The organism is Streptomyces sp. S.PB5 (assembly GCF_030403745.1).
GTDB lineage: Bacteria > Actinomycetota > Actinomycetes > Streptomycetales > Streptomycetaceae > Streptomyces.
Window position 1 is genome coordinate 27,034 of record NZ_JAQMWP010000040.1, and the last position, 15,643, is coordinate 42,676.

The window sequence follows — 15,643 nt, forward strand, 5'->3', positions numbered from 1 at the left end:
GCAGGTCGCGGGCAGCACGGGAAGGGCCCCGGTCCAGCACGGACCGGGGCCCTTCCGCGCGGCGGGCCCGCTACTGCAGCGGCCCGGTGACGCTCTCCGCCGCCGCCACCAGCTGCCCACCGCGCACGAAGGCGTCCGCGGCCGCGAGATCCGGCGCCAGGAACCGGTCCGGCCCCGGCCCCCGCACCCCCGCCTTCCGTACGGCCTCGATGACCGCCCGCGAGGCCGGCGCCGGCGCCAGTCCCTCGCGCAGCTCGACGGCGCGTGTGGCGGCGTAGAGCTCGACGGCGATCACGCGCGTCAGGTTGTCGACGGCGGTCCGCAGCTTCCGCGCGGCCGACCACCCCATGGAGACGTGGTCCTCCTGCATGGCGGAGGAGGGAATGGAGTCGGCGGAGGCAGGCACCGCGAGCCGCTTCATCTCGCTCACCAGCGCGGCCTGCGTGTACTGGGCGATCATGAGCCCGGAGTCGACGCCGGCGTCATCGGCGAGGAAGGGCGGCAGCCCGTGCGACCGGTTCTTGTCGAGCAGCCGGTCGGTGCGCCGCTCCGCGATGGACGCGAGGTCGGCGGCGGCGATGGCGAGGAAGTCGAGGACGTACGCGACGGGCGCGCCGTGGAAGTTGCCGTTGGACTCGACGCGCCCGTCGGGCAGGACCACGGGGTTGTCGACGGCGGAGGCCAGCTCCCGCTCCGCGACCAGCCGCGCATGCGCCAGGGTGTCCCGCCCGGCACCGGCGACCTGCGGGGCGCAGCGCACCGAGTAGGCGTCCTGCACGCGCGGCGCGTCGTCCTGGTGGTGCCCGGTGAGCTGCGACCCCTGGAGCACGGCCAGCATGTTGGCGGCGCTGGCGCCCTGCCCCGGGTGCGGCCGGATGGCGTGCAGCTCGGGGGCGAGGACCTTGTCGGTGCCGAGAAGCCCTTCCAGGGACAGGGCGGCGGTGATGTCGGCCGACTTGTAGAGCAGGTCGAGGTCGGCGAGGGCCATGACCAGCATGCCGAGCATGCCGTCGGTGCCGTTGAGGAGGGCGAGCCCTTCCTTCTCGCGCAGTTCGACGGGCGTGATCCCGTGCTCGGCGAGCAGTTCGCCGGCGGGGCGTACGACCCCGTCGGGCCCCTCGGCGTCGCCCTCGCCCATGAGGGTCAGCGCGCAGTGCGACAGCGGCGCGAGGTCGCCGGAGCAGCCGAGGGAGCCGTACTCGTGCACGACCGGGGTGATACCGGCGTTGAGGACGTCGGCCATGGTCTGGGCGACCTCGGGCCGGACACCGGTGTGTCCCGAGCAGACGGTCTTCAACCGCAGGAACATCAGCGCCCGTACGACCTCCCGCTCCACGCGCGGCCCCATGCCGGCGGCGTGCGAGCGGACGATGTTGCGCTGCAGCTGGGCGCGGAGCTCCGGGCTGATGTGCCGGGTCGCCAGGGCACCGAAGCCGGTGCTCACGCCGTAGACGGGTTCGGGCTTCGCGGCCAGCGCGTCCACGATCTCGCGGGCGGCGGCCAGCGCGGCGACCGCCTCCGCGGAGAGCTCGATCCGGGCGCCGTCGCGCGCCACGGCGAGAACGTCGGACGCGGTCACCCCGGACGTCCCCACCACCACAGTGTGCATATCCATATTCAGGAGCGTACGCACTGAAGACGAGGATGTCACGAGTGGGGTAGGGGTTCGCCCCTTACCGGCGCGTACATCACAGACGGCGCCCACGGAACCGCCGCCGCTCCGCGTGCCCCTCCCGCGAGGGCGCGTCCGCGAGCTGCACGACGGGGTCGTCCGGGCCCTCCCGTCCGGCGACGACGGGTTTGTCAGCGCGCTCGGCCTTGGCGCGGTACTGGGCGGCGTCGGCGAGCCGGAAGAGCCGGCGGGCGGACCGTACGGGACCGATCGGGTCCTCGGTCGACGCCACCCCGCAGGCGACCCCGTCCCCGAGCTCCAGCTCGGCCGCCCTGCGGCAGAGTTCGTCGGCCGCCTTCACGACCTCGCCGGAGGACGGCCCGACGGCGAGCAGACAGAACTCGTCCCCGCCGAGCCGCGCGGCCAGCGCGCCCGGCAGCATGGCACCGCAGAGCGACAGAACGGACCCGAACCTCTCCAGCAGCCGGTCCCCGACGGCATGCCCCCGCGTGTCGTTGACCCTCTTGAGCCCATTGAGATCACAGACGACAAGGCTGACGACCACCCCTTCCCGCTTGTGCCGCTCCACGGCCTCGTCGAGGCGTACGTCGACGGCACGGCGGTTGGCGAGTCCGGTGAGGGCGTCCGTGAACGCCAGCCGCCTCGCCTCCTCCAGGCGCTCGGCCTGGGCGATCCCGGCGGCGACGACGGAGGCGAGGACGGTGGCGAAGTCGGCGTCGGCACGGTCGAAGACGGGGTCTCCGGCCGGGCGGGCGACATAGAGCTCACCCCAGGCACGCCCGTTGAGCACGATGGGGGCGACGACACAGCATCCCCGCCCTCGCCTGCGGAGGGCGGCGACACGCTGATGGACGTACCCGGGCCGGCGCCCGGCGGCCGGACCCTCCGCGGTCTCCACCCAGGCGTCGGGCTCGCCGCCCCCGGCCCAGCGCTCGTGCAGGAACTCGGTGATCTCGGGGAACTGATGGACGGGGTAGGCCTCGCCGTCGGGGAACTCCTCCTCGCCGGGGGCCCGCTCCCCCACATTGACGAGCACCCTCAGCCGCCCGAGCTCCCGCTCCCAGACGGACAGCGCGGCAAAACTCCCCCCGAGGGCACGGCAGGCCCCGCCCGCCGCCGCCCGCCACGCCTCACGCGACCCATGGGCCGCCGCCATGCCCTGAGCCAGCGCGACGACGGCCGCGAGCCGCTTCTCCTCACCCATTACCCCAGGCTAGGGAGGTTTCAGGAAAAAAGGGACACTGAACGGGTGCTAGGAGTGACACACCTAGGGTGGCTTGCATGACGCCGCGAGATGCCTCAGACGACAACCGTTGGTCGAACCTCGACCGTCCGCCGCTCAACGGCGCCGCGCTGCGCCGCGGGCTGGTGCGGGACGGCGGGCTGTGGTGCGACGTGGACGTGGTGCAGCGCACCGGCTCCACCAACCAGGACCTGGTGGATCTCGCCGTCAAGGGGGACGCCGAGGAGGGCGCGGTGATCGTCGCCGAGGAACAGACGGCCGGACGGGGCCGCCTCGACCGGCAGTGGACGGCACCCGCCCGCTCGGGCCTGTTCTTCTCCGTCCTGCTCAAGCCGGCCCAGGTCCCGGTGGCCCGCTGGGGCTGGCTGCCGCTGCTGACGGGGGTGGCCGTCGCGACCGGCCTGTCCCGGTCGGCCGGAATCGACACGGCACTCAAGTGGCCCAACGACCTCCTGGTCACCGTCGGCGGCGAGGAGCGCAAGGCCGGCGGGATCCTCGCGGAGCGGGCCGGCGCGGACGGGGTCGTGATCGGCGTCGGCATCAACGTCACCCTGCGCGAGGACGAGCTGCCGGTACCCCAGGCGGGTTCGCTGGCGCTGGCCGGTGCGGTGACGACGGACCGCGACCCCCTGCTGCGGGCGGTCCTGCGATCCCTGGAGGAGTGGTACGGCCGCTGGCGCGAGGCGGGCGGCGACCCGGCGGCGAGCGGCCTGCAGGAGACGTACGCGGCGGGCTGCGCGACGCTGGGAAGGACGGTGAGGGCCGAGCTACCGGGCGACCGCTCGATCACGGGCGAGGCGGTCGCGGTGGACGGTGACGGCCGCCTGGTGATCGCGACAGCGGAGGGCGTACAGGAGCCGGTGGGGGCGGGAGACATCGTCCACCTGCGCCCGGCGTGAGCTGCCCATACCTCAAGGGGCGCGGAGCTGTGACATCAGCGGCTCCGCCGCGGGGCGCGACAAGCCACGAAGCACCCGCAGCCGAGGACGATGATCAGGCACCCTTTCTCTCGGCTCCACGGAGTGAGCTACGGCACAGCTGCCGTAAAGTGAAGGCCGGTCGATACCTGACCGTGGCAGATCGGAAGGGCAGCAGGCGTGACCGTCGACGACACGGGTTCCGGCGAGGACTCGACCGCCGCCGACCCCGGAGGGGCCCCGCACCCGCTCGCCGTGCGTCTCGAAGCGCTGATTCTCGGTGCCGAGCGGCGCTACACCCCCTTCCAGGCGGCCCGTACCGCCGGTGTCTCGATGGAGCTGGCGACCCGTTTCTGGCGGGCGATGGGCTTCGCGGACGTCGGTCAGGCCAAGGCGTTCACGGAAGCGGACGTGCTCGCGCTGCGGCGGCTCGCCGGTCTCGTCGAGGCGGGGCTGCTGAGCGAGGCGATGGCCGTGCAGGTGGCGAGGTCCACCGGGCAGACCACCGCGCGGCTCGCGGAGTGGCAGATCGACTCCTTCCTGGAGGGGCTGACCGAGCCGCCCGAGCCGGGGATGACCCGTACCGAGGTGACGTACCCGATCATCGAGCTGCTCCTGCCCGAGCTGGAGGAGTTCCTCGTCTACGTCTGGCGCCGCCAGCTCGCCGCCTCCGCCGGGCGGGTCGTACAGGCCGCCGACGACGAGGAGATGGTCGACCGGCGGCTCGCCGTCGGCTTCGCCGACCTCGTCGGGTTCACGCGGCTGACCCGCCGTATGGAGGAGGAGGAGCTCGGCGAGCTCGTCGAGGCCTTCGAGACCACCGCCGCGGATCTCGTCGCCGCGCACGGCGGGCGGCTCATCAAGACCCTCGGCGACGAGGTGCTCTACGCCGCCGACGACGCGGGTGTCGCCGCCGAGATCGCGCTGCGGCTCATCGAGACCATGGCGAACGACGAGACCATGCCGGAGCTGCGCGTCGGCATCGCCTTCGGCACGGTGACCACTCGTATGGGCGATGTCTTCGGCACCACCGTGAACCTCGCCTCCCGGCTCACCTCGATAGCTCCCCGGGACGCCGTACTCGTCGACACCGCCTTCGCGGAGGAGCTGATCCGCACCGCGGAGGCGCCCGCATCCGAGGCGGAGGCGGCCGAGGCCGCGGCCACCGCGGAGAAGGAGGGCGAGGAGCCCCCGACGTACCGCTTCGCGCTGCAGCCGATGTGGCAGCGGCCGGTGCGTGGCCTCGGTGTCGTCGAGCCGTGGCTGCTGACCCGGCGGTCCGGCGGGACGACGACGCCGTGACGCCCTGAAGGACAGCCCCTCAAGCCCCTCGAGCCCCTCAGCCCCTCAAAACTCCTCGCCGCCACCGCCGACGGAGCACTCAGCGGCTCAGCGGATCCACGCACAGACCGATCACGGGCACGCACACACCACCGGGCTGGGCCGGTTCCGGGTCCGGGGCCGGGGCATTCGTGCTCTGACCCGGCGCCGGGGCCGGCTGCGGCGCGGCGGGGCTGCTCGTGGCCGGGGCCGGGGGTGTGGTCGCGGGGGCCGGGGTGTTCGGGGCGTCGGGGATCGTCGTGGCGAGGGCCGGCGGGGTCGCGTGGCCGGGTGGTACGACGGTCGTCGCGGACGGCAGCGGTACGACGGTGCCGCCCGCCGCCGGTGTCGCGCTCACCCCTCCCATCGCCGAGGTCGCCGAAGGGCTCGCCTTCGGCACCGAGCCGATCGTGGCGGCGGCGTTGGTCGCCCGGCCGGTGCCGTTGTCCGGGCCGTCGAGGCGGGGTTCGGCCTCCGTGGTGCCGGTGCCGAGACCGCCGCCGAGACCCGGCTCGGACGCCAGCCGTACGAGGCTCAGCGCCCCGGCGGCCAGGGCGAGGCCGCCGGCGGCGAGCAGGACCTTGCGGGGTCGGGGGCGACGGTGCCGGCCGCGGGGGGCGGAGAAGAGGCGGGGCGGGGGTGCGGTGTCGGGGGCCGCCTGTGCGTGGGGTGCCGCCGGCGCCTTGGGGGGCACCGGCGTCCGCGGTGTCCCGGAGACGTCGGCCGTGGTTGTGTCCGGCCTCGTCCCGGCGTCCGTCATCGTCGTCATCGCGATCCCCTCCCCATGCCTCGCGCCCCCGGTGCGCCATGGCGGAGCGCACGCTATGCGCTCCCCTGGGCGGTCGGGCATGAGTTGGGCGGGATGTCACTCGAACGGGGAGTCGGGCCAGGCTGCGGGAACCAGGGGTCCGGTCAGCCCTTTCACCTTTCGGGCGGGGCTGCGATGATCGGGACGGATGGTGTTAACCCGCGTTAACCGGAGGGTGTCATGAGCGAGGAACGGTACGGGGAGTTCGTGCTGGTACGGCGGCACGGGCATGTTGCGGAGCTCGCCCTCGACCGGCCGAAGGCCATGAACGCCGTGTCGACGGAGATGGCCAGGTCGCTGGGGGCGGCGTGCGCGGCGCTGGGGTCCGACAGCGGGGTACGGGTGGTCGTGTTGACGTCCACGCATGAGCGGGCGTTCTGCGTCGGGGCGGACCTGAAGGAGCGGAACTCCTTCAGTGACGCGGAGCTGGTGCGCCAGCGCCCGGTCGCGCGGGGCGCGTACACAGGGGTTCTGGAGCTGCCGGTGCCGACGATCGCCGCGGTGCACGGGTTCGCGCTGGGCGGCGGCTTCGAGCTGGCCCTGTCGTGTGACGTGATCGTGGCCGACCGTACGGCGGTGGTGGGGCTGCCGGAGGTTTCGGTCGGGGTGATTCCGGGGGGCGGCGGTACCCAGCTGCTGCCGCGGCGGGTGGGGGCGGCCCGGGCGGCGGAGCTGATCTTCACCGCACGGCGGGTGGAGGCGGCGGAGGCCCGGGAGCTGGGCCTGGTGGACGTACTGGTGGCGGAAGGACAGGACCGCGAGGAGGCACTCGGGCTGGCGGAGCGGATGGCCGCCAACTCGCCGGTGGGCCTGCGGGCCGCGAAGAAGGCGCTGCGCCTCGGGCACGGCCTGGATCTGCGGGCGGGGCTGGAAGTCGAGGACGCGGCCTGGCGGTCGGTGGCCTTCTCGGGGGACCGGGCCGAAGGGGTACGGGCGTTCAACGAGAAGCGGCAGCCGCAGTGGCCCGGAGAATGAGCAGGTCAGCACCGCCCGGCCGGCGTCAGGGTGGTCTTCATCTCAGACGTCCGGTGGCGTTGGTCTCAGAACACATCGCCCGGCCTGCTGTTTCGCAGGCGCAGCACTACTCTACGGATGAGTAACCGTCCCCCCTTTTGAGCAGGCAGGGAGCCGAATCCCGATGTCCGAGCCGGAAGAGATCGACATCCACACCACCGCGGGCAAGCTCGCGGATCTCCAGCGTCGTATCGACGAGGCGACGCACGCCGGCTCCGCTCGTGCCGTCGAGAAACAGCACGCGAAGGGCAAGCTGACGGCCCGTGAGCGCATTGAGCTGCTGCTCGACGAGGGTTCCTTCGTGGAGTTGGACGAGTTCGCGCGGCACCGCTCCACCAACTTCGGCCTGGAGAAGAACCGGCCGTACGGGGACGGGGTCGTCACCGGGTACGGGACGGTGGACGGGCGGCCCGTCGCCGTGTTCTCGCAGGACTTCACCGTCTTCGGCGGAGCGCTTGGCGAGGTCTACGGGCAGAAGATCGTCAAGGTGATGGACTTCGCGCTGAAGACCGGGTGCCCGGTCATCGGGATCAACGACTCCGGTGGGGCCCGGATCCAGGAAGGCGTCGCCTCCCTCGGCGCGTACGGCGAGATCTTCCGCCGCAACACCCACGCCTCCGGTGTCATCCCGCAGATCTCGCTGGTCGTGGGGCCGTGTGCCGGTGGTGCCGTGTACTCGCCCGCCATCACCGACTTCACCGTCATGGTCGACCAGACCTCGCACATGTTCATCACCGGTCCGGACGTCATCAAGACGGTCACCGGTGAGGACGTCGGCTTCGAGGAGCTGGGCGGCGCGCGGACCCACAACTCCACCTCCGGCGTGGCGCATCACATGGCCGGGGACGAGAAGGACGCGATCGAGTACGTCAAGCAGCTGCTGTCGTACCTGCCGTCCAACAACCTCTCCGAGGCGCCGGCGTTCCCGGAGGAGGCGGACCTCACCGTCACGGACGAGGACCGCGAGCTGGACACGATCGTGCCGGACAGCGCGAACCAGCCGTACGACATGCACACGGTGATCGAACACGTCCTGGACGACGCCGAGTTCTTCGAGACGCAGGCGCTGTTCGCGCCGAACATCCTCACCGGCTTCGGCCGGGTGGAGGGGGCGCCGGTCGGCATCGTCGCCAACCAGCCGATGCAGTTCGCCGGCTGCCTCGACATCACCGCGTCCGAGAAGGCGGCGCGGTTCGTGCGCACCTGCGACGCCTTCAACATCCCCGTCCTCACCTTCGTCGACGTCCCCGGCTTCCTGCCCGGCGTCGACCAGGAGCACGACGGCATCATCCGCCGCGGCGCCAAGCTGATCTACGCCTACGCCGAGGCCACGGTCCCGCTGATCACCGTCATCACCCGCAAGGCCTTCGGCGGCGCCTACGACGTCATGGGCTCCAAGCACCTCGGCGCGGACATCAACCTCGCCTGGCCGACCGCCCAGATCGCCGTCATGGGTGCCCAGGGCGCGGTGAACATCCTGCACCGCCGCACGCTCGCCGAGGCCGAGGCGAACGGCGAGGATCTGGAGGCGGTGCGCGCCCGGCTGATCCAGGAGTACGAGGACACCCTCCTCAACCCCTACATCGCGGCCGAGCGCGGCTACATCGACTCGGTGATCATGCCGTCGGACACCCGCCGCCACGTCGTCCGCGGTCTGCGCCAGCTGCGCACCAAGCGGGAGTCCCTGCCCCCGAAGAAGCACGGCAACATCCCCCTCTAAGGAGACGCTGTGAACATCAAGGTCGTCCGGGGCAACCCCACTCCCGAGGAGCTCGCCGCCGCCCTGGCAGTGGTCCGAGCCCGCGCCGCGGCGGCAGCGGCAACGCCGCCCGGCGCCCTCCGGCCGCGGGACGGGTGGTCGGACCCGTCCCGCATCGCGGTACGCCGGCTGCCCCAGCCGGGGCCTGCGACTTGGGCCCGCACCTACTGGCCGGGCTCCTAGAGGACCGTCGACACGGCTTCGGCCATCACCGCGTATCCGGCGTCGTTCGGATGCAGGTGATCGCCGAAGTCGTACGACGGATGCAGCCGGTCCGGGTCCTGCGGATCGGCCAGCACCCGGTTCAGGTCCACGACCGTGTCGTGCTCCCCGGAGCAGCGGATCCACTCGTTGAGCTCATGACTCACCTTGGCCGCGTGCTCGCCCCAGTGGTCGGAGCCCCCGAACGGCAGCAGCGTCGAGCCGATCACCCGCAACCCCGCCGCCCTTGACCTCCGTATCACCTCCCGGTGCCCGGCGATGAGTTCGGCCGTCTCCACCACGGGCGCCGGCTTGTACGTCGGCTGTTCGTCGGTCTCGCTGAACCCGATGTCGTTGAGCCCGAGCAGCACGACCAGCGTGTCCACGCCGGGCCGCTCCAGCACATCCCGCCGCAGCCGGTGGACGCCCTTCTCCCCGTACCACGCGGAGTCGTTGAGCAGCAGATTCCCGCCGATCCCGGCGTTCAGCACGGGCCGCCCGGTCAGCGCGGCCAGCGCGTCCGACCACCGCCGGTCCGCCCCGGCCGTGGAGCCGAACCCGTCGGTGATCGAGTCCCCGAAGAGCGCGATCCCGTCCGTGCGCCCGGCGTCCACCTCGACACCGGCCAGGAAGTACCAGGACTCGCTCACCGCGTCGAAGCCGTCCGTCGCCGCCAGCAGGTCCCCCTCGCCCCGCCAGCTGCTCGTGAAGGCCTGCGCGTGGAAGGTCGCGGGCCCGGTCGCCGCGTCGAAGTACAACGTGACCGTCAGCGAGTCGCCCGCGGTGACGGCGAGTCGAGCGGCATCGCTGACGATCTCCGACCGCGCGGGAATCGCGACGCCGGGCCCGCCGCCGAACGAGAGCCGCGCGAACGCCCCCGCACAGCTCACGCTCGCGCCGGCCACCCGGACCGCCGAGGTCCCGTACGCGTTGGAGAGCCGCACCCGGACCCGCTCCCCGCCTCCGCTCAGCCGGACCCGCTGCCGCAGCGACTGCCGCCAGAAGCCCTCCCGGGACCAGTTGGGGGTGAATCCCTCGCTCGGGAGCTGGGGCGAGGCGGTCCAGACCGTGGTGAACATGGCAGTGACACCCTTCCAAACGGGACCAGAGTTCCTTTAGCGAGAGCCAGACTAACGGAACCGCAGACCCTTTTGGTGAAGTTGAGTACGCATACTCAGGCGCCGCCCGAGACCGGCCCCGCACCCTGGACACATGCTGTGGTCCGACCCCGAGAACGAGCCCCCCGAGGAACTGCGCGACATGCAGGACATGCTGCGCAGACTGGGGCTCTTCCTGGCATTGGCCATGGTGCTCGCGATGATCGTGCTCGGCCTCGGATGACGGATCGGCGTCCACGGAGCCACGCCGATACCCTGACCGCATGACTGATCAGCCGCGCCGCCGTCTCGTGCTCGCCTCCCAGTCCCCCGCCCGCCTCAATCTGCTGCGGCAGGCCGGACTCGAACCCGAGGTGATCGTCAGCGGCGTCGACGAGGACGCCGTCACCGCCCCCTCCCCCGCCGACCTGGCGCTCGCGCTCGCCGAGGCGAAGGCCTCCGTGGTGTCGGCGAAGCCGGAGGTGAAGGGCGCGCTGGTGATCGGCTGCGACTCGGTGCTGGACATCGACGGCCAGGCGCTGGGCAAGCCCGCCGACCGGGAAGAGGCCACCGCCCGCTGGAAGTCCATGCGCGGCCGTGCGGGCACCCTGCAGACCGGGCACTGCGTCTACGACACCGTCAGCGGACGGTACGTCTCGGGCGTCGCCTCCACGGTCGTCCGCTTCGGTGAGCCGAGCGACGAGGAGATCGCCGCGTACGTCGCCTCCGGCGAACCCCTCTACGTCGCCGGGGCGTTCACGCTCGACGGCCGCTCGGCCCCGTTCATCGAGGGCATCGACGGCGACCACGGCAACGTGATCGGCATCAGCCTGCCCCTCGTTCGCAAACTGCTCGCCCAACTGGGCGTCGGCATCACAGAGTTGTGGGCGCCGGCGGAGACGTGACGGGGCTGCCGTCGCTCTCGGGATCCTTCGGCCCGTCCGACGGCACGGCGTCGGCGGGCTCCTGGGGACGGTCGTACGTCATGAGCAGCAGGATGATCAGCGCCAGCATGACGACCATGAACAGGAACTCGGTCCGGCCCAGCAGCCCCCAGGCGAGCGCGCCCAGCAGGCCGTGCACCACGGCCACACTGATCAGCAGGATGCGGCCGAGGCCGGCCGGGGGGCGGTCGCGCAGGGCCACGAGGAGTGCGACGAGGCCGCACAGGGCGAAGTAGAGGCCGAAGACCAGGCCGCCGACCTTCGTCGACACGGACATCACATCGGGGTCCAGGCCGGCCAGGGACATGTCCTGCCGGTCCACGACGACACCCATGAACCACTGCACCGCCGCGATGCCGAACGCCTCCACGAAGAGCACGACCGCCACGATCCAAGCCACCGGTCTGCGCACCACCGGCCCCCACCCACTTTCAAGCCGAGCCCTTGTTACCAGAAGTACGTTCGGTACAGCGCGAACGCTACTAACGGGTAAACCCCGGGACAAGGGTTCGACGAGAGGCAAAGAATCGTTGGGCCATTCGTAGGGACTCCACAAAGAATGGGAGTGGTCCGCAGCACGCTCTCACAGAGACCTTGGCCACAGCGGAGGGCTAGGGTTTCGGGGAGGAGTCCTGCGTACCGAGGTGCGACAAGGGATTTCGCGGATGTAGTGAGCTCCGCATCACGCTCCGTGTGGTGCAGCTCACGACACGGGACGGGTCGAAGTGCCGTGTCGGCAGTCCCTAAACTCGGCTTGTTTCAAGGAGGGAGCCTCAATCGTGCGCAAGGTGCTCATCGCCAACCGTGGCGAAATCGCTGTCCGCGTGGCCCGGGCCTGCCGGGATGCCGGCATCGCGAGCGTGGCCGTCTACGCCGACCCGGACCGGGACGCTCTGCATGTCCGCGCCGCGGATGAGGCGTTCGCGCTGGGTGGTGACACCCCGGCGACGAGCTACCTGGACATCGAGAAGGTCCTGAACGCGGCGCGCGAGTCGGGCGCTGACGCCATCCACCCCGGCTACGGCTTCCTGTCCGAGAACGCCGACTTCGCACAGGCGGTCCTGGACGCGGGCCTCATCTGGATCGGCCCGCCGCCGCAGGCCATCCGCGACCTCGGTGACAAGGTCGCCGCCCGGCACATCGCGCAGCGCGCGGGCGCCCCGCTGGTCGCCGGCACCCCGGACCCGGTGAGCGGTGCCGACGAGGTCGTCGCCTTCGCCGAGGAGCACGGTCTGCCGATCGCCATCAAGGCCGCCTTCGGTGGCGGCGGCCGCGGTCTGAAGGTCGCCCGCACCCTCGAAGAGGTCCCCGAGCTCTACGACTCGGCGGTCCGCGAGGCCGTCGCCGCCTTCGGCCGCGGCGAGTGCTTCGTCGAGCGCTACCTGGACAAGCCGCGCCACGTGGAGACCCAGTGCCTCGCCGACTCCCACGGCAACGTGGTCGTCGTCTCCACCCGTGACTGCTCCCTCCAGCGCCGCCACCAGAAGCTGGTCGAGGAGGCCCCCGCGCCGTTCCTCTCCGACGCCCAGATCGAGGAGCTGTACTCCTCCTCCAAGGCGATCCTGAAGGAGGCCGGCTACGTCGGCGCCGGCACCGTGGAGTTCCTCGTCGGCCTCGACGGCACGATCTCCTTCCTGGAGGTCAACACCCGCCTCCAGGTGGAGCACCCGGTCACCGAGGAGGTCGCCGGCATCGACCTCGTGCGCGAGATGTTCCGCATCGCCGACGGCGAGGAACTCGGCTACGGCGACCCCGAACTGCGCGGCCACTCCTTCGAGTTCCGCATCAACGGCGAGGACCCGGGCCGCAACTTCCTCCCCGCTCCCGGCACCGTGACGGCCTTCGCGCCCCCGTCGGGCCCTGGCGTCCGACTGGACGCGGGCGTCGAGTCCGGCTCGGTCATCGGCCCGGCCTGGGACTCCCTCCTCGCCAAGCTGATCGTCACCGGCGCCACCCGCGAGCAGGCCCTCCAGCGTGCCGCCCGCGCCCTGGAGGAGTTCCAGGTCGAGGGCATGGCGACGGCCATCCCGTTCCACCGCGCGGTGGTGAAGGACCCGGCGTTCGCCCCGGAGCTGACCGGCAGCCAGGCCCCCTTCACGGTCCACACCCGCTGGATCGAGACCGAGTTCGTCAACGAGATCAAGCCCTTCGCCGCCCCGGCCGACACCGAGACGGACGAGGACGACAAGGACCGCGAGACGATCGTCGTCGAGGTCGGCGGCAAGCGCCTCGAGGTCTCCCTGCCGTCCTCCCTCGGCATGTCCCTGGCCCGCACCGGCCTCGCGGCGGGCGCCAAGCCCAAGCGCCGCGCGGCCAAGAAGTCCGGCCCCGTCGCCTCCGGCGACACCCTCGCCTCCCCGATGCAGGGCACGATCGTCAAGATCGCCGTGGAGGAGGGCCAGGAGGTCAAGGAGGGCGACCTGGTCGTCGTCCTGGAGGCCATGAAGATGGAGCAGCCCCTCAACGCCCACAAGGCCGGCACGATCAAGGGCCTGGCGGCGGAGGTCGGCGCGTCCATCACCTCGGGTGCCGCGATCTGCGAGATCAAGGACTGACCCACCCACGGCGATCAGGCCGTACGACATCCCGGAGCGCCCGGCGGACTGGAGCAGTCAGTCCGCCGGGCGCTCCGGCCTTCCCCCGAGGTGGGTGGAACAGGACGTCCTGGTCCAGCCGATGCCGTGCCGGACGAGGGCGAGGGCGGCGCACCCGAAGGGCAAGGCGACCGTCACGAAGGGCACGGCACTGCCCCGTGCGGAGCGCCTTGTGCCAGTGAAGCGACGGGGCACGGCCGATGACCATCCGTCAATTGTGAGGGGTCGCGACATATCGCCGTATGTCGTGTCAGCCGTGTGCCGTGTCAGTCGCCGAGCAGCCCCAGATCCCGCCCCCTGCGCAGCAGCGCCGCGGTGTGGCCCGCCTCCAGCTTCCGGTGCAGGGAGGCGATGTACCCCCGCACGGTGGCCGGTGACAGCCCCATCCGCCGGGCCGCCTCGGTCGCCGTCCGCCCGCTGTCCAGGTGCCGCAGCGTCCGGTGCTCCTGCTCGGTCACCCCGAACAGCCGGGCGGCGGCGAGTCCTTGGGCGAGGTCGCGGAGCAGCAGGAGGACGGGCAGCCCCGGGGTGGCGGGCGCAATGTGCCGGACCTCGACGTCACGAGCGGTGAAGTCCCCTGTTCCCAGCCGCGGATCGTCCCGTACGCGTGCCAGGAGAGGGGTGGCGACGGCGTTGAGCGCCTCGGGCCGGCCGCTCTCCCCGATCGCCGCGACCCCGCGCCCCTGACCGCCGACCAGCTCCAGTGCGGCGGCACAGAGGGCGAGCAGCCGCTGCCGCTCCGTCACTCTCCGCTCCACGGCCGCCAGTTGGAGCTGGGCGAAGGCCAGCAGATCGCGGTCCTGCTCGCTGAAGTCGGCCCCGGCCCGCACCAGCGCGTACCCCTCGACCGCCCCCGACCCCGCGCCGGCCGACGCCACCAGGTGCCGCCGCAGCCCGAAGGGCCGGAAGTCCAGGTTGTAGCAGTGGGTACGCCGCCACTGACGGTCCCCGGCGACATCGCTGACCCGCCAGGCCGCGTTCGTCGCCGTCTCCAGCATGATCTCGGTGAGCGGGTGGTCCAGGGGATGGTCGTAGATCACCATCGGGTCCGCGTGGAAGGACTCCTCGGGCAGCGAGAGCGCGGACACCCCGCTCCCGTCGACGGAGAGCCGGTACGCCTGACCGGCGTCGGCCGGCACCAGCTCCATCAGCGCGGACAGCGCCCGCACCCGCAGTTCCTGCGCGGAGGCGGCCTCTTCGAGGTCACCGGCGAGCATCAGCACGCGCCGCGCATCACCAGCACTGATCTCCATGTGCACTCCCGGCGCTGCTCTCGCCTGAGGACCATGAGAAGTCATGAGATGTACGGGGAAAGCCCCGGAAAGGGCGCCCTGAGAAGAAGGTACGGCCTCCGGCCCTCGCGGGTAGCCCGGTCGCGCATCTTGCGATGGCATCCTTGGAGCACATCAGGGGCATGAGAGAGGGCAGGTGGGAGCGATGGGGAAGGGTGAGGCCACGGCGACACCCGCGCCGACCCGCACCATGCGCGCGGACGCCCGCCGCAACCACGAGCGCCTCCTCGCCGAGGCCCGCACCGCCTTCGCCGCCCACGGCGCCGAGGCGTCCCTGGAGGACGTGGCCCGCCGGGCAGGCGTAGGCATCGGCACCCTCTACCGCCACTTCCCCAACCGCAACGCCTTGCTGAGCGCGGTCTTCGAGGACGCGGTGAGCGAGCTCCTGGCCCGCTCCCGACAACTCCTGACGGACCCGAACCCGTGCGGGGCGCTGGTGACCTGGCTGCGCGAGATGATCACGCAGGCGAGTGAATACCGGGGCCTGGCCAAGGCGTTGATGTCCGTCTCCCGCGACGAGACCTCGGCTCTGGCCAGGTGCAGCGACCCCATCCGAGAAGCGGGCGGCGCCCTGCTGGCACGCGCTCAGGAAGCGGGCGCGGTGCGCGAGGACGTGGAGATCGGCGATCTACTACAACTGACACACGCCATCGCACTGGCGGCAGAGGAGACACCGACAGACCCGGACTTGGCGAACAGATTGCTACGACTAACGCTGCGCGGACTTACCTAAGGCCCGTCCCGCAATTGATGATCAGGCGCTAAGGGGGAGTCGGCCCGCTCGGAGCCAGGCCGAGGTTCATCTGCCGCCCGACTTGATC

General features: G+C 71.8%; 15 protein-coding genes. 9 read left to right on the forward strand and 6 right to left on the reverse strand.

The features are described 5' to 3' along the window. Window positions 1-70: 70 nt before the first annotated feature. Both hutH and PH203_RS48380 read right to left on the reverse strand, forming a co-directional pair. Complete coding sequence (hutH, locus tag PH203_RS48375) at window positions 71-1,609, reverse strand: histidine ammonia-lyase (protein WP_289929259.1); 1,539 nt, start codon at window positions 1,607-1,609, stop codon at window positions 71-73. A gap of 79 nt (window positions 1,610-1,688) precedes the next feature. Then, window positions 1,689-2,837 carry a sensor domain-containing diguanylate cyclase gene (locus tag PH203_RS48380; protein WP_289929233.1) on the reverse strand — a complete coding sequence of 383 codons (1,149 nt, stop codon included), beginning with the start codon at window positions 2,835-2,837 and terminating at the stop codon, window positions 1,689-1,691. A gap of 77 nt (window positions 2,838-2,914) precedes the next feature. Between PH203_RS48380 and PH203_RS48385 the strand changes: the two genes are divergently transcribed. Both PH203_RS48385 and PH203_RS48390 read left to right on the forward strand, forming a co-directional pair. After that, window positions 2,915-3,775 carry a biotin--[acetyl-CoA-carboxylase] ligase gene (locus tag PH203_RS48385; protein ID WP_289929237.1) on the forward strand — a complete coding sequence of 287 codons (861 nt, stop codon included), beginning with the start codon at window positions 2,915-2,917 and terminating at the stop codon, window positions 3,773-3,775. A 198-nt stretch (window positions 3,776-3,973) separates the two neighbouring features. Further along, window positions 3,974-5,095, forward strand: a complete 1,122-nt coding sequence (locus PH203_RS48390) for an adenylate/guanylate cyclase domain-containing protein (RefSeq protein WP_289929239.1) — start codon at window positions 3,974-3,976, stop codon at window positions 5,093-5,095. 79 nt (window positions 5,096-5,174) lie between these two features. On the opposite strand, the gene PH203_RS48395 is transcribed toward PH203_RS48390, so the two are convergent. Then, complete coding sequence (locus PH203_RS48395; protein WP_289929240.1) at window positions 5,175-5,882, reverse strand: hypothetical protein; 708 nt, start codon at window positions 5,880-5,882, stop codon at window positions 5,175-5,177. A gap of 219 nt (window positions 5,883-6,101) precedes the next feature. Between PH203_RS48395 and PH203_RS48400 the strand changes: the two genes are divergently transcribed. The 3 genes from PH203_RS48400 (at window position 6,102) to PH203_RS48410 (ending at window position 8,877) form a co-directional block, all read left to right on the forward strand. Further along, complete coding sequence (locus tag PH203_RS48400) at window positions 6,102-6,896, forward strand: enoyl-CoA hydratase-related protein (protein ID WP_289929241.1); 795 nt, start codon at window positions 6,102-6,104, stop codon at window positions 6,894-6,896. A gap of 163 nt (window positions 6,897-7,059) precedes the next feature. After that, window positions 7,060-8,655 (forward strand): acyl-CoA carboxylase subunit beta, encoded by a 1,596-nt coding sequence (locus tag PH203_RS48405; protein ID WP_289929242.1) that lies wholly within the window; start codon window positions 7,060-7,062, stop codon window positions 8,653-8,655. 9 nt (window positions 8,656-8,664) lie between these two features. After that, window positions 8,665-8,877 (forward strand): acyl-CoA carboxylase epsilon subunit, encoded by a 213-nt coding sequence (locus PH203_RS48410; RefSeq protein WP_289929243.1) that lies wholly within the window; start codon window positions 8,665-8,667, stop codon window positions 8,875-8,877. Here the strand turns inward: PH203_RS48410 and PH203_RS48415 are convergent. Then, window positions 8,874-9,974, reverse strand: a complete 1,101-nt coding sequence (locus PH203_RS48415; protein WP_289929244.1) for an SGNH/GDSL hydrolase family protein — start codon at window positions 9,972-9,974, stop codon at window positions 8,874-8,876. The genes PH203_RS48410 and PH203_RS48415 overlap by 4 nt on opposite strands. 133 nt (window positions 9,975-10,107) lie before the next feature. Between PH203_RS48415 and PH203_RS48420 the strand changes: the two genes are divergently transcribed. Beyond that, complete coding sequence (locus PH203_RS48420; protein ID WP_289929245.1) at window positions 10,108-10,236, forward strand: hypothetical protein; 129 nt, start codon at window positions 10,108-10,110, stop codon at window positions 10,234-10,236. 40 nt (window positions 10,237-10,276) lie between these two features. Next, on the forward strand, window positions 10,277-10,897 hold the full coding sequence (locus PH203_RS48425) for a nucleoside triphosphate pyrophosphatase (protein WP_289929247.1): 621 nt from the start codon (window positions 10,277-10,279) through the stop codon (window positions 10,895-10,897). Here the strand turns inward: PH203_RS48425 and PH203_RS48430 are convergent. Continuing rightward, on the reverse strand, window positions 10,866-11,351 hold the full coding sequence (locus PH203_RS48430) for a hypothetical protein (protein WP_289929248.1): 486 nt from the start codon (window positions 11,349-11,351) through the stop codon (window positions 10,866-10,868). The genes PH203_RS48425 and PH203_RS48430 overlap by 32 nt on opposite strands. A 364-nt stretch (window positions 11,352-11,715) precedes the next feature. On the opposite strand from PH203_RS48430, the gene PH203_RS48435 reads away from it, so the two are divergent. Continuing rightward, the gene (locus PH203_RS48435) at window positions 11,716-13,491 is read left to right on the forward strand and encodes a biotin carboxylase N-terminal domain-containing protein (protein ID WP_289929250.1); all 1,776 of its coding nucleotides are present in this window, start codon (window positions 11,716-11,718) and stop codon (window positions 13,489-13,491) included. 305 nt (window positions 13,492-13,796) lie between these two features. Here PH203_RS48435 and PH203_RS48440 read toward each other — a convergent pair whose 3' ends face one another. Further along, window positions 13,797-14,783 carry a helix-turn-helix transcriptional regulator gene (locus tag PH203_RS48440; protein WP_289929252.1) on the reverse strand — a complete coding sequence of 329 codons (987 nt, stop codon included), beginning with the start codon at window positions 14,781-14,783 and terminating at the stop codon, window positions 13,797-13,799. A 229-nt stretch (window positions 14,784-15,012) separates the two neighbouring features. On the opposite strand from PH203_RS48440, the gene PH203_RS48445 reads away from it, so the two are divergent. Next, complete coding sequence (locus PH203_RS48445; RefSeq protein WP_289929260.1) at window positions 15,013-15,555, forward strand: helix-turn-helix domain-containing protein; 543 nt, start codon at window positions 15,013-15,015, stop codon at window positions 15,553-15,555. Window positions 15,556-15,643 lie beyond the last annotated feature (88 nt).